The sequence below is a fragment of the Methylobacterium sp. 4-46 genome (assembly GCF_000019365.1).
Lineage (GTDB): Bacteria > Pseudomonadota > Alphaproteobacteria > Rhizobiales > Beijerinckiaceae > Methylobacterium.
In genome coordinates, this window is record NC_010511.1 from 1,444,995 (window position 1) to 1,458,818 (window position 13,824).

General features: G+C 68.1%; 11 protein-coding genes and 3 pseudogenes. 5 read left to right on the forward strand and 9 right to left on the reverse strand.

The genetic code is table 11. From position 1 onward, the window contains the following. Nucleotides 1-44: 44 nt before the first annotated feature. From M446_RS06215 to M446_RS06240, 6 genes are read right to left on the reverse strand one after another with little or no spacing between them, the layout of a single operon-like run. Nucleotides 45-725, reverse strand: a complete 681-nt coding sequence (locus M446_RS06215) for a GntR family transcriptional regulator (protein ID WP_012331247.1) — start codon at nucleotides 723-725, stop codon at nucleotides 45-47. After that, nucleotides 722-1,765: a Gfo/Idh/MocA family protein gene (locus M446_RS06220; RefSeq protein ID WP_012331248.1), complete on the reverse strand. Its 1,044-nt coding sequence runs from the start codon at nucleotides 1,763-1,765 to the stop codon at nucleotides 722-724. The genes M446_RS06215 and M446_RS06220 overlap by 4 nt, the downstream gene beginning before the upstream one ends. Continuing rightward, the gene (locus M446_RS06225; protein ID WP_012331249.1) at nucleotides 1,762-2,883 is read right to left on the reverse strand and encodes an ABC transporter ATP-binding protein; all 1,122 of its coding nucleotides are present in this window, start codon (nucleotides 2,881-2,883) and stop codon (nucleotides 1,762-1,764) included. Before M446_RS06225 ends, M446_RS06220 begins: the two co-directional genes overlap by 4 nt. 9 nt (nucleotides 2,884-2,892) lie before the next feature. Continuing rightward, on the reverse strand, nucleotides 2,893-3,720 hold the full coding sequence (locus M446_RS06230; protein ID WP_012331250.1) for a carbohydrate ABC transporter permease: 828 nt from the start codon (nucleotides 3,718-3,720) through the stop codon (nucleotides 2,893-2,895). 1 nt (nucleotide 3,721) lies between these two features. After that, nucleotides 3,722-4,678, reverse strand: a complete 957-nt coding sequence (locus M446_RS06235; protein ID WP_012331251.1) for a carbohydrate ABC transporter permease — start codon at nucleotides 4,676-4,678, stop codon at nucleotides 3,722-3,724. 4 nt (nucleotides 4,679-4,682) lie between these two features. Then, nucleotides 4,683-5,963, reverse strand: coding sequence for an ABC transporter substrate-binding protein (locus tag M446_RS06240; protein ID WP_012331252.1), 1,281 nt, complete (start codon nucleotides 5,961-5,963; stop codon nucleotides 4,683-4,685). 182 nt (nucleotides 5,964-6,145) lie between these two features. On the opposite strand from M446_RS06240, the gene M446_RS06245 reads away from it, so the two are divergent. Then, entirely contained in the window at nucleotides 6,146-7,873 is a 1,728-nt protein-coding gene (locus tag M446_RS06245; RefSeq protein ID WP_012331253.1) for an IlvD/Edd family dehydratase, read from the forward strand. A 465-nt stretch (nucleotides 7,874-8,338) separates the two neighbouring features. Continuing rightward, nucleotides 8,339-8,664: pseudogene (locus M446_RS36830) on the forward strand (IS66 family transposase); the annotation flags it as partial. Nucleotides 8,665-8,851: 187 nt separating this feature from the next. Here the strand turns inward: M446_RS36830 and M446_RS34855 are convergent. Beyond that, nucleotides 8,852-9,394 carry a DUF5602 domain-containing protein gene (locus M446_RS34855; RefSeq protein ID WP_012331254.1) on the reverse strand — a complete coding sequence of 181 codons (543 nt, stop codon included), beginning with the start codon at nucleotides 9,392-9,394 and terminating at the stop codon, nucleotides 8,852-8,854. Between the two features lie 37 nt (nucleotides 9,395-9,431). Beyond that, entirely contained in the window at nucleotides 9,432-10,406 is a 975-nt protein-coding gene (locus tag M446_RS34860; protein ID WP_265576546.1) for a TAXI family TRAP transporter solute-binding subunit, read from the reverse strand. A gap of 286 nt (nucleotides 10,407-10,692) precedes the next feature. Here M446_RS34860 and M446_RS39625 point away from each other — a divergent pair. Together M446_RS39625 and M446_RS06255 are read left to right on the forward strand one after the other, a co-directional pair. Then, a pseudogene (locus M446_RS39625) lies at nucleotides 10,693-10,836 on the forward strand (transposase); the annotation flags it as partial. 29 nt (nucleotides 10,837-10,865) lie between these two features. Further along, nucleotides 10,866-11,279 (forward strand): annotated as a pseudogene (locus M446_RS06255) (IS630 family transposase); the annotation flags it as partial. Here the strand turns inward: M446_RS06255 and M446_RS06260 are convergent. Beyond that, nucleotides 11,276-12,184 (reverse strand): LysR family transcriptional regulator, encoded by a 909-nt coding sequence (locus M446_RS06260; protein WP_012331256.1) that lies wholly within the window; start codon nucleotides 12,182-12,184, stop codon nucleotides 11,276-11,278. The pseudogene M446_RS06255 and the gene M446_RS06260 overlap by 4 nt on opposite strands. Before the next feature lie 237 nt (nucleotides 12,185-12,421). On the opposite strand from M446_RS06260, the gene benA reads away from it, so the two are divergent. Then, nucleotides 12,422-13,750 carry a benzoate 1,2-dioxygenase large subunit gene (benA, locus tag M446_RS06265; protein WP_012331257.1) on the forward strand — a complete coding sequence of 443 codons (1,329 nt, stop codon included), beginning with the start codon at nucleotides 12,422-12,424 and terminating at the stop codon, nucleotides 13,748-13,750. Nucleotides 13,751-13,824 lie beyond the last annotated feature (74 nt).

The window sequence follows — 13,824 nt, forward strand, 5'->3', positions numbered from 1 at the left end:
TCCGGCAATCGGGCGCGGCGGCCGACTCGGGGCCGGAGCGGGACCTACGCCGAAGGGCCGCGCGCGATCCGGCTGAGGTAGTCGAGCTTGCTCGACCGCATGTGGTCGACGCACAATTGCGCGAAGGCCCAGCGGTCGCGGCCGCGCAGCAGCTCGATCATCGTCTCGTGCTGGCTCAGCGACAGGCGCAGACCCTCCGCATCCGCGAGGTTCTTGGCGCGCATCGGCAGGGTCAGGGCCATGTAATCCTGCAGGGTGCGCACCAAATAGGCGTTGCCGCAGGCCGAGAACAGCGCGAGGTGGAAGGCGTCGTTGGCCCCGTGGATGGCGAGGAGGTCCCCTCTCTCGGCCTCGCGCCGATAGGCGTCCTGCAGGCGGCGCAGCTCGGCGAGCAGCCCGGGCGGCGCCGGCAATCCGATCAGCAGCGCGGCCTCGCGGGTGAGGAACTCGCGCACGTCGTAGATTTGGCGCACCTCCTCGGCCGCGTAGGAGCGCACCGTCGCGCCGACGTTCCTCTCCCGCCGCACGATGCCGCGCCGCTCCACCGCCACCAGGGCCTGCCGCACGAAGTGGCGCGAGGCGCCGTAGCGCGCCATCAGGGCATCCTCGGTCAGGCGCGCTCCGGGGGCGAGGCGCCCGAAGATGATGTCCTCCTCCAGGCGCGCCGCGACCGCCTCGGCGCCCGCGCGCGGCGGGGCGAGGAGATCCGCCAGCGCGCCGCTCACCGGGCCGCCCCGCGGCCGGCCAGGCGGTAGCATTCCTCGACGAGGCGGAGCGTGGCGAGGTTGTCCTCCGGCGCGGTCTCGAACGGGCCGCCATCCGCGAGCCGCTCGACGAAGTGCGCGATCGCCGCGTCGTAGGAGCCCTGGTAGGTGGCGGCCGGATCGAAGTGCCACGCGCGCCCCTCGCCGGGCGCCTCGCGCGCCTCGGGCGCCGTGCGCGCCTCGGGCGCCGTGAGGGTCAGGTCGCCGCCGGCGAGGTGCAGGGCCCCGTCCGGCCCGTAGATCTCGAGCCGGTCCGCCGCGCCGGGCGGCGCGCCGTGCGCCGCGAAGCTCGCGAAGAGCTGCACGGCGAGGCCCCCCTCCCCCGCGAGCTGGACGAGCGCGCTGTCCTCGCCCCGCAGGGCCGCGCAGGTGCGGCTCATCGCGCAGGCCGCGACGGTGAGGGGGCCGAGCAGCATGCGCAGGGTGTCGAGGTGGTGGATCAGCACCTCGGCGGTGAGCATGCGCGCCTCGTCGCGCATGAAGGGCTGGCGCTCGAGGGCGGGGTAGCGCCCGTCGGCATCGGGCAGCGTGCCGCTGGTCAGCACGGTGAGCCGCGCCGCGAAGGGACGGCCGACCGCGCCCGCGCGCAGCAGCGCGGCCGCCTGCCGGTAGGTGTCGCGGAAGCGCCAGTTCTCGTGCACCATCAGGCGGCAGCGCCCGCCGACCTCCGCCGCCAGCGCCTCGGCCTCGGGCAGCGTCGGCGCGAGCGGCTTCTGGCACAGGACCGGCAGCCCGCGGGCGGCCGCGAGGCGCACGAGGTCGGCATGCGCGGCCCGCGGCACCGCGACGTCCACCGCGTCGATCCCGCCCTCCGCCAGCATCCGGGCGGCGTCCGCGTAGGTGCGGGGGATCCCGAACTCCGCGGCCCGGGCGGCGCGACGGGCCTCGCTCGGGTCGGCGACGGCGACGACGCGCGCGCGGCCCTGCAGGGCCGCCCAGGCGCGCAGGTGATACTGGGTGACGAAGCCCGCCCCGACCAGCCCGACCCGCAGCCCGCTCACTGCAGCGCCTCCGGGCGGCGGGCCACGTCGGCGGGGATCGCCCGGCGGGTCGCGGCGTCGAACAGGTAGGCGGCGTCGGCCGCGAAGTGGAGCTCGACCGCCTCGTCGACCCGCGCCCGGGTGCCCCGCGGCAGGCGGGCGGTGCACTCGGCCCCGCCCTCCCCCTCGACGACGAGCAGCGTCTCGGCCCCGAGGGGCTCGACCGCGACGACCCGGCCGCGCACGCTCCCGCCCGCCTCGCCGGCCGCGGCGCGGTCGAGGTGCAGGTCCTCGGCCCGCACCCCGAGCACGATCTCGCGCCCGGCGGGCCCCAGCGTGCCGCTCCGCCAGCGCGCCAGCGGGGCGGTCACCGCCGCCTCGGCCACGCCCGCCTCCGCCAGCCGGGCCGGAAACAGGTTCATGGGCGGCGCGCCCAGGAATCGCGCCACGAAGGTGTCGGCGGGGTTCCAGTACACGTCGAGGGGCGCGCCGATCTGCGCCACGCGCCCGCCATTCATCACGCAGATGCGGGTGCCCATGGTCATGGCCTCGACCTGGTCGTGGGTGACGTAGATCATCGTGGCGCCGAGGCGGTGGTGCTGCTTGATCAATTCGTTGCGGGTGTTGACCCGCAGGGCGGCGTCCAGGTTGGAGAGCGGCTCGTCGAACAGGAACACCATCGGCTCGCGCACCATCGCGCGCCCGAGGGCGACGCGCTGGCGCTGCCCCCCGGAGAGCGCGTGGGGCTTGCGCGCGAGGAGCGGCACGAGGCCCAGGATCTCGGCGGCCTGCCGCACCCGCCGCTCGATCTCGGGGCCGGGCGTGCGCCGCCGCCGCAGGCCGAAGGCCATGTTCTCGTAGACGCTCATGTGCGGGTAGAGGGCGTAGGACTGGAACACCATCGCCATGTCGCGGTCCTTGGCCGGCACGTCGTTGACGACCCGCCCGTCCACCGAGAGGGTGCCCGACGAGATCGTCTCCAGGCCGGCGATCATCCGCAGCGTCGTCGACTTGCCGCAGCCCGAGGGGCCGAGCAGGACCATGAACTCGCCGTCGCCCACCGTGAGGTCCACCTCGTCGACGGCGACGACGCCCGCGCCGTAGCGCTTGCTGATCCGGTCGAGGCGGACGACGGCCATGCGGGGCTCCTACTTGACCGCGCCCGCGGTCATGCCGCGGATCAGCTTTTCCGAGAAGAACGCGTAGGCGAGGATCACCGGCACCACCGAGATCATCACGCCGGCCGCGATCATGCCGATGTCCTGGAAGTGGTCGCCCATGAAGGCGCGGATGCCGACCGGCAGCGTGCGCTTGTCGGGGTCGGTGATCAGCACCACGGCGAACAGGAACTCGTTCCAGAGCTGGATGACGTTGAGGATCACCGTGGTGGCGATGGCCGGCATCCCGACCGGCAGCACGATGCGCCGGAAGATCTCGACCTCGCCGTAGCCGTCCATCCGCGCCGCGTCGAACAGGTCCTGCGGGATGCGCGCGAAGAAGCCTTCGAGCAGGTACACGGTGAGCGGCAGCTGCAGCGAGACGTACACGACGGTGAGCCCGGCGAGGCTGTTGTAGAGGCCGTAATCGACCAGGATCTGGTAGAGCGAGATCAGGGTGATCTGGGGCGGGAAGATGATCGACGAGAACAGGATGCCGTAGATGAGGCGGTTGCCGGGGAAGCGGTAGCGCGCGAGCGCGTGCGCCGCCGCCGCCCCGATCAGCGTCACGGCCGCGACCGCCGTGACCACGACCGCGGACGAGTTCCAGAAATAGGTGGCGAAGTCGGAATCGACCCAGGCGATCCGGAACTGCTCCCAGTGCACCGGGCTCGGCCAGGCGTAGTGGTCGGCCGAGATCTCGCCGGTGGTGCGCACCGACATGGTGGCGAGCCACAGGAAGGGGCCGAACGTGTAGAGCGAGTAGAGGGCGATGACGAGGCCGAGCGCCCCGCGCCCGAACAGCCGAGCGGACGCCACGTCAGTACTCCAGCCTCTCCGAGGATCTGAACAGCCGGTTGAGCACCAGCACGCAGGCGCAGACGACGCCGAACCACACCGCCGCGATGGCGGACGGGTAGCCGAGATCGAAGGTGTTCCAGTTGAACGCGCGCTTGTAGACGTAGGTCGAGACCGTCTCGGTCGCCCAGAGCGGGCCGCCTCCGGTCATGATCCAGACGAGGTCGAACACCTTCATCTTGCCGATGAAGGCGAGGACGTAGAGGTTGAGCAGCGTCGGGCGCAGCATCGGTACGATGATGTGGCGCAGCTTGGCGCCCCAGCCGCAATTGTCGAGCTCGCTCGCCTCCAGCACCTCGGAGGGCAGCGCGTGGATGGCGGCGAGGCAGACCACCATGTTGAACCCCGCCCATTTCCACGCATGCGTGACGATGAGCGCGGCGAGCGCGGTGGCGGGGTCGCCGAGCCAGGAGCGGGTGAGCGCGTCGAGGCCGAGCGCCCGCAGCGCCACGTTCACCACCCCCCAATCGTAGTTGTAGATCCACATCCACAGGATCGCGACGACCACGTAGGAGAGCAGCACGGGGGCGAACCACGCCACCCGCAGGAATCTCCCGAAGGGCACGCCCGCGTAGAGGGCGAGCGCGAGGAGCAGCCCGGTGGCGACGTCGAGGACCGGCGCCGCGAAGGCCCACACGAAGGTGTTGCGCACCGCGACCCAGAAGGTCTCGTCGGCGAGGAGGTCGCGGTAATTCGCGAGGCCGACCGCTTGGCGCTCCATCCCCTCGATGGTGAAGAAGCTGTCGTAGAAGGTCCGGATGGCCGGGTAGGCGGTGAGCCCGGCATAGACCGCCAGCGCCGGCCCCACGAAGAGCGCCACCACCGGCAGGCTCGCCCGGCGGGGATCGAAGGCGCGCGCGCGCGCCGCCGCGGGCGGGGCGGCCGGCGCCGCCGCGTCCACGCCCGCCGTGCCCGACATCGCCTCAGCTTCCCTTGTGGCAGGCGGCGTCCATCCGCTCGGCCGCGTCCTTCACGGAGATCAGCCCGGCCGGCAGCGCGTTATTGATCACCTGGGTGTAGGTCTCGGCGCACTTCGCCCGGTAGTGGAACAGCGGCGTGCCGAAGAAGTACGTCACGCCCTGGTTGCGGGCCTGCAGCTGGCGGAAATAATCCTCGTGGGCGGACTTGATCCGGCTCGGGTCGGACTTGAGGCCGGTCTGGAGCGAGACCTGCTCCATCCACTTGGTGCCGTTCTCGACGCTGCCGATGGACCTGAGCAGCGCGCCGGCGCAGTCCTTGTTGCGGCTGCGCGCGTAGACCACGAAGCTGCCCGCGACCGAGAGCGTCTTGCAGGTCGGGCACCGGCCCTCGTCCATGGCCGGGAACTGCATGATGCCGAGGGGAAAATCCGCCGGCATGCCGCCGCTCTCCGGCGGCGCGAAGGCGCGGCCGGTGAACCAGCTCGGGTCGGGGAAAACCAGCGCGCCGGGCTTCTGGTAGAAGTAGTAGTGCGACTCCCCGAGCTTCAGGGTCGAGAAGCTCTTCGGATAGGCCCCGGCATCGACCAGGTCCTTGAACCACGTCATCACCGCGAGGACCCGGGGATCGCGGAAGGACAGGTCCCCGCTGAGGAGCTTGCCGTAATCCTCGGTCCCGAGCTTGCGCAGCAGCGACTCGAACAGCAGCAGGCCGCCCGGGAAGGGCCGGTCGCCGACGCCCTGCGCCACGGGCGTCACGCCCGCGGCCACGCCCTTCCTGACGAGGTCGGCGAAGGCGCCCTGCGTCAGCTGGCCGGATTCCGGCACCGCGACGCCGACCTTCCTGACGAGATCCCGGTTGTAGTAGAGTTCGACCGTGTAGGCCTCGACCGGCAGGCCGTAGAGGTGGCCCTTCGCGGTCCAGGCGGGCTTCGCCCATTCCTCGATCGCCCCCGTGTCGACGCGGGTCTCGAGCGGTTCGAGGAAGCCGCCCTGCAGGAATTCGGGCTGGTCCGGCTCCATGTAGAAGACGTCCGGCGCCTGACCGGTGCGCACGGCGGACTTGGCCTGCGTGTAGATGTCGGCCTTGGGGATGAAGCTCAGCTTCACCCGGCACTGGGCATTCGCGGCCTCGAATTCCTTGACCCGGGCGCTCACCCACTCGCGCTTGGCGGGCTCGTCGGGCCAGTTCGACCACATGGTGATCTGCGTCGGCTCCGCGGCCCGCGCGCCGCCGGCCGCCAGCGCGGCCCCGAGGACCAGCGCGGCCACCCTCCCTCGTCCCATGCGGCGCTCCTCACGGCCACCTTGTCGTTGCGCGGCAAGGGATCAGGTTGCCGGGACATTGTCAATAACGAACCGCCTGATTGGCCGTGAAGACCGGTAGATCGGCGTTGACGCGGCGGTTTTATTGACAATGCACCGGGCCGTCGTAGAAGCGGACGGGCGACGGAGCGGGGAGGAGCGGGATGGCCGGCGACGCGGGCAAGGGGTTGCGCAAGGGGCTCACGAGCTACGGCGACGCGGGCTTCTCGCTGTTCCTGCGCAAGGCCTTCATCAAGGCCATGGGCTATTCCGACGACGCGCTGAACCGGCCGATCGTCGGCATCACCAACACCTTCAGTGACTACAATCCCTGCCACGGCAACGCCCCGGCCCTGATCGAGGCGGCCAAGCGCGGCGTGATGCTGGCGGGCGCCATGCCGATGGTGTTCCCGACCATCTCGATCCACGAGAGCTTCGCCCACCCGACCTCGATGTTCCTGCGCAACCTGATGGCGATGGACACCGAGGAGATGATCCGCGCCCAGCCGATGGACGCCGTCATCGTGATCGGCGGCTGCGACAAGACCCTGCCGGCCCAGATCATGGCCGCGGCGAGCGTGGACCTGCCGACCGTGGTGATCCCGGTCGGCCCGATGGTGGTCGGGCACCACAAGGGCGAGGTGCTGGGCGCCTGCACGGATTGCCGCCGGCTCTGGGCCGCGCACCGGGCCGGCGAGATCGACGAGGCCGAGATCGAGGTGGTGAACGGGCGGCTCGCCCCCTCGGTCGGCACCTGCATGGTGATGGGCACGGCCTCCACCATGGCCTGCATGATCGAGGCGATGGGCCTCGCCCTGCCCTACGCGGGCACGATCCCGGCGCCGCATGCCGAGCGGGTGCGCCTCGCCGAGGCGAGCGGCCGCCGCGCCGCCGCGATGGCGGTGGCGGGCGGGCCCCGCCCGAGCGCGCTCCTGACGCCCGCGAGCCTGCGCAACGCGCAGGTGGTGCTGCAGGCGATCGGCGGCTCGACGAACGGGCTCATCCACCTCACCGCGATGGCGAACCGGGTCGGGGCGAGGATCGACCTCGACGCCTTCGACGCGGTCGGGCGCGAGGTGCCGGTCCTGGTCGACCTCAAGCCCTCCGGCGCGCATTACATGGAGCATTTCCACCACGCCGGCGGTGTGCCGAAGCTCCTGCGCGAACTCGGCGACCTCATCGACCTCGACGCCCCGACCGTGGCGGGCGGCTGCCTGCGCGACGTGGTGGCGGCGGCCGAGGAGGTGCCGGGCCAGACCGTCATCCGCTCGCCCGCCGACCCGATCAAGGCGGCGGGCGGTCTCGCGGTGCTGCGCGGCAACCTCGCGCCGCGCGGGGCGCTGATCAAGCACGCGGCGGCGAGCCCGCGGCTCCTGCAGCACACCGGCCGGGCCGTGGTGTTCGAGTCGATCCCCGACATGGCGGCGCGGATCGACGCGCCGGACCTCGACGTCGGGGCCGACGACGTGCTGGTCCTGCGCAATGCCGGCCCGAAGGGCGCGCCCGGGATGCCGGAGGCCGGCTACCTGCCGATCCCGAAGAAGCTCGCCCGGCAGGGCGTCAAGGACATGGTGCGGATCTCCGACGCCCGGATGAGCGGCACCGCCTTCGGCACGATCGTGCTCCACGTCACGCCGGAATCGGCGGTGGGCGGCCCGCTCGCGCTGGTGCGCACGGGCGACGCGATCCGCCTCGACGTGGCCGGGCGGCGCATCGACCTCCTGGTGGACGAGGCGGAGCTGGCGCGCCGGCAGGCCGCCCTGCCCGAAGCCCCGCGCCCGGCCTGGGCGCGGCGCGGCTACGCCCGCCTGTTCCACGACACGGTCACGCAGGCCGACGAGGGCTGCGACTTCGCCTTCATGGCCCCGGACGGCGGCGCGACGGAGGAGTGATCCGGGATCCGCTTGATCAAGCGGATCCCGGATCACGAGCCTGCGCGGCGCCTGAGCGACGCCCAAATCCGCATGGCCGAAAGGGGAGATGGCGAAGCCGTCAACTGGATGGCGGATGATGCGATTGCGCCCGATCCGCCGAGATTTGCGCCGAGCGTGAGGGCGATCCCGGCTTCCGGCGTCCCGTACCGATGCGCGGGATGGCGTCGGACGGCGTCCCGGTGATCGCGCGCCCGGGGTCACGGCTCCCGTTTCCCCGGACGACGGGAGCGGGAACTCGGCGTCGGGGCGGCCGGTCTCGGCGGCACGGCGGTGCTGAACCCGGCGATCGGGAACCGTCTCGGCCCGAGCGAGGCCTGCTCTAGAGCATTTTCCGACGAAGTGGATGCCGGTTCGTCGCAGAAAATGCGGCAAGATCAAAGATCGAGAGCGGCACCCGATCACCTTGCAACCGGGTGCCGCTCTACGGCCAAGCGCCGGGCGCTGGAACGGCAACTGTCCGACACCCTATCCGCCCCGAGCCGGTGCGATCTGACCCGCGCGCTGCAAGCCAAGATCGGGCGAGCCCGCGATCAACTCTTGGTCTTGCTCGCCCATCCCGGCCGCGTGGAGGTCACCAACAACGGGTGTGAGCGAGCCCTGCGCCCGGCCTGGTGCAGCAAAAAGTGACGAACGGCCACCGGGCCATGTGGGGGGCCGCGGGTAAGGCGGACGTGCGCACGGTCGTCGACACCGCCCGCCTCTCGGGTGCTAACACCTTCGGTATCATCCTCGAGACCATCGGCGCCTGATTGCCTCTCGCGCCGACCACCTCATCGCAGACAAGCTCAGCCGGCTCGTAAACTGCCCCAAACCTCCTGGGTAATTACCTGGGAGCCAACGTCTGGAAGTGGCGCATCTCGGCCATGCTTTGTCACCGCACATCCAAGACATGAACTGTCAGATGTTCTCTAGGCACAACATCTAAAATTTCTTGATCTACCGCGCCACGCGTGCCTCTTCTTTTTTGCTAACATGCCATACGACTATATGATAGTGTGGAACTTCAACACCAGGATGACCCGCGTTGAAATAAATTGTAATATGATCCGCCTTTCCGGCAGCACCTTTTAAATCGAACGCCTTTTTGTTTTGGAAATCCTCAGTAGGAATCATATAGATTGTACTTACCAACCGATCGTGTCGATCGAATGCGCGGAAAGGACCCGCCGGCAGAGTCCCGGGCTTGACGTACAGCGCTCCGATCCCCGGCAAAAAGCCAGGCAGATTCACCAGGGAACTCACTTTCCTATAACCCTGTTGCTCGCTCACCTTGCGTTCATTCTGTCTCTTGCGCGACCAGCGGGGCTTTCGGTCGCTACTCATTCCAGAACGAACCAATTTTGCCTTCGGTTTTAACTGCGCCCAATCGGAATCTTGTGCGATCAGGTCGTGATTTTTTATACATACTTGCCTTTCCTGGGCACCAACACAGGAAATAATCGACAGAGCTCCAGAAAACACAAGCTGCAAAATGGCCATGATCCGCTCCCCCGGCACTATGAATTAACCTAGCTTGTCATTTTCTCTGCCGCTGTTTGTCCGAACGAAGCGCTGCCCCTGACTGTACAAAGCCTGCCTGGGAATTATCATCAGAGTTCTGGCGAAGCCAATTCTCGGCCGGGCCAAAGCGCCTCCATCCCTGCACGACTGCACTAAGGTTGACTTCTTTCCATTTTGGATGATTCGGCACAGTGGCAAGCTCGGCAAAATGCGAGAAGAACTTGTGGACAAAATTTTGCAGCAGGAGACGGCGGCTGCTTCGCTCTGGCCAATCATACGCCAGCAATACCGCCAATACCGCGACAGTATCGATGGCGCTACCAGGGGCAATAAGGTTGGGGTAGTCGCCATCAGTAAAAACTGCCGGAGAGTATATATCGTCAGCAACTAGCGACGTCGATATTGGAACAAGATGAAAGCCTGCATCTCTTTTGTACTCCGAAAGCCAAGACAGGGGCTTGCCCTCAATAGTGAGGGTGGCCGCGAGTTCCCCGGCCCGAATTTTTTCCAGTGCATCTTGCTGACTTATATTAACTGGCCAAAATCTAATATTCATTTTGTTGAGAAGTTCGCGCCCTAGTATGTCGGTCGCGCCACCCGAAACTCCCAGGTTAACGGCTTTACCAGAAAGATCAGCTATATTTTGGATGCTATGTCCGGCAATTATATGCAACTCTTCTTTGTAGAGCGGTACGATATAGGCAATTTTCTGTGAGACGACATTGCTTACTTGAGTATTTCGGACAAAATCAAACAAAACAGCCGGAACAATAGCCATGTCGACATCAGGTTTTGTCAAAAGATCACGAATATCCTGAATTCCCCCCATGCCAACCGTTACTGCTACGCGCAACGCCATCTCACCTCTTGGGCCGGTCTCCTGCCCGTCGGCAATAACGGCGGAAATATCACTTGCGATCCACTGGTCGGTACCTGCTGCGGTGGTAAGGCCAATTGTATGCGGGTCGCCTCGGCCACTGATCTTCGTCAAGAGCGCTCGCTCGTGAGTCTGAGCCATAAGGGCAGGTACGCAAAAGATTTGGCCAACAATGAACCAGCTTGCTACGGCAGCGCCACATCGATATCGCCCGCTCGCGCCACGCATTTGCTTCAACCGTTCAGGTTGGGGAGCACGCCTTCCAGATGTCCGAGCACATCCGGAAAGTTACCACCTTGCCGCAGGCCTTGGTTCGCTGCAAGAGCCGCGCTCGCTCGTATTCGGTTGTGTGAGCATCTAGAGGGTGTCTGGAAAATCGCCTGATGGCCAACTGAGTGAGATGACCACTCAGCATTATGCCACCGATCTCAGCGACGCCGAATGGGAGATCCTCGCGCCGCTCCTTGAGCCGCGCACGCGGCGCGGACGGCCGCGCACGCATGCTGTGCGCACCATGCTGAATGCCGTGCTGTCCGTGCTGCGCGGCAGCGTGTCCTGGCGGCTTCTCCCGCGTTTCGCCGCTTCCTGGACGAGATCGAGGCGACCGTGCCGGCCGACCTCGACGTGCATCTGGTGCTCGACACCTCGGCGACGCACAAGACCAAGCTTATCCGCGACTGGCTGGCGCAGCGCCCGCGCTACCACGTGCACTTCACGCCGACCTCGGCCTCGTGGATCAACCAGGTCGAGCGGTGGTTCGGCCTGCTCACCGACCGAGCCATCCGGCGTGGGGTGCACTGCTCGGTGGAGGAACTTGAACGCGACATCCGCGCCTTCATCCAGGCCACGAACGCCGACCCCAAGCCGTTCCGCTGGGTGAAGTCGGCCGACGCCATCCTGGCCAGCGTCAAACGCTTCTGCCTGCGAACAATCGACCCTGAAACAGATGATGCGCCTTTGCCGCAAACTTCAGGCGCAGGACACTAGACGCCGAACGCCAATCCCTCGCGCGCGTAGTCCTCGCGGACGCATTGCAGGATGAGGGGGATCTCCGGTGAGGGATCGTCCTTGCGGTAGCTCATGATGACGGGGATGAGGGCCCGCTCCTCGTTCAGCGGCCGGTAGGCGACGCCGTCGCGGCGGAGGCGCTCGACGGAGGCGGGGACGACGCACACCCCCGCCTCGGCGGCCACGAGGCCCAGCGCCGTCTGCAATTCGCGCACCTCGTGGATCACCGGAGGGCGCACCGCGTGGTCGCGGAACAGCGCCAGGATGCGGTCGGCGTTGTTGGGGCGCGCGCTCTTCGGGTAGATGATCAGCGGCGTGTCGGCGAGGTCGCGCAGCCGCAGCGGCCCCGGCGGGCGGGCGGCGTCCCAGGCCGTCGGCACGGCGACGATCATCGTCTCGTTGCGCAGCAGCACGCGCGCGATCGCCGGGTCCTCGATCTCGATGCGGCCGAACCCGACGTCGATGCGGCCCTCCTTGAGCGCCGCGATCTGCTCCAGCGTCAGGAGTTCGAGCAGCGTCAGGTCCACGTCCGGGCGCTTCAGCCGGTAGCCGCGCAGGATCTCCGGCAGGCGGCCGTACAGGGTCGAGGCCACGAACCCGACCCGGAAGCGGTTGCGCTCGGTCAGGCGCAGGCGCCGGCCCGTCTCGCGCAGGTCGTCCATTCGCTCAAGGATCTGCAGCGCCTGCTCGAAGATCAGCCGGCCCGGCTCGGTCAGGCGCAAGGGCCGCGCCCCGCGCTCGATCAGGGACAAGCCGAGTTCGTCCTCGAATTGCTGGATCTGCTTGCTCAGCGCGGGCTGGGCGACGTGCATCGTCTCGGCAGCCCGCGTGAAGCTCTGCTCGCGGGCGACGGCCACAAAGTAGCGCAAGTGCCGGAGCTCCACTTATTCCTCCCAGGAATGTTTTCGTTCCCAATCGGTCTTGGACGCCGCAATGCCCCCTGTCTAGAACGTGAAGAAGAGGAAACGCCCAGGAGCGAGCGAGGCCCGGCCGATCCGGCCCATCGAGCGCCACGCCCTTCCTGCGCAGGTGAGAGGACGATCCGAGCCGGCCGCGCCCCGCGTGGACCCGCAACGATCCCGCTCGCTCCCGAGCCACGCCCGTGAGGCCAGGAGGACGTCGTGCTGGAAGATCTGCATCAGATTGTCGAGACCGCGGTTGAGGATAATCCCGAGACGGGCACCTATCGCTGCCGGCGCGACATCTTCACGGATCCCGACATCTTCGAGTTGGAGATGCGGCATATATTCGAGGGGAACTGGATCTACATGGCCCACGAGAGCCAGATCCCGAACCCGAACGATTATTTCACGACCTATATGGGCCGCCAGCCGGTGGTCATCACCCGCAACCGCAAGGGCGAGCTCCAGGCCTTCGTCAACGCGTGCAGCCATCGCGGCGCGATGATCTGCCGGCACAGGCGCGGCAACAAGGCGACCTTCACCTGCCCGTTCCACGGCTGGACCTTCAGCAACGGCGGCAGGCTGCTCAAGGTCAAGGACCCGGAGGGCGCGGGCTATCCCGACAGCTTCAACCGCGACGGCTCGCACGACCTGACGCCCGTGGCCCGGTTCGAGAGCTACCGCGGTTTCCTGTTCGGCAGCCTCAACCCGGACGTGAAGCCGCTCACCGAGCACCTCGGCGAGGCGACGAGGATCATCGACATGATCGTCGACCAGTCGCCGGACGGGCTCGAAGTGCTGCGCGGCGCCTCGACCTACGTCTTCGACGGCAACTGGAAGCTCCAGACCGAGAACGGCGCCGACGGCTACCACGTCAGCGCGACGCACTGGAACTACGCCGCCACGACGAGCCGCCGCAAGGAGACCCACGTCGTCGACAAGACCCGCGCGATGGATGCGGGCGGCTGGGCGAAGCAGGGCGGCGGCTTCTACTCCTTCGCGCACGGGCACCTGCTGCTCTGGACCACCTGGGCCAACCCGGAGGACCGCCCGAACTGGGACCGGCGCGAGGAGCTGGCGGCGGCTCACGGGCAGGCGATGGCGGACTGGATGATCAGCCGCTCGCGCAACCTCTGCCTCTACCCGAACGTCTACCTGATGGACCAGTTCTCGTCGCAGATCCGCACCTACCGGCCGATCGCGGTCGATAAGACCGAGGTGACGATCTACTGCATCGCCCCGAAGGGCGAGGCCCCCGAGGCGCGGGCCCGGCGCATCCGCCAGTACGAGGATTTCTTCAACGCGAGCGGCATGGCGACCCCGGACGACCTCGAGGAGTTCCGGGCCTGCCAGCTCGGCTACCAGGGCCGGGCGGCGCGCTGGAACGACCTCTGCCGGGGCGCCACCCACTGGATCGAGGGCGCCGACGAGGGCGCGCGGGCGATCGGCCTCGAGCCGCTGCTCAGCGGCGTCAGGACCGAGGACGAGGGCCTGTTCGCGATCCAGCACCGCTACTGGATGGAGACGATGCGCCGGCACCTGCCGTAGCGCGACGCGCCCGAACCCTCCCGGTCCGCGCGGGAGGGGTCCGCAAGCCAACGCCATCGACGACGGACCGGCCC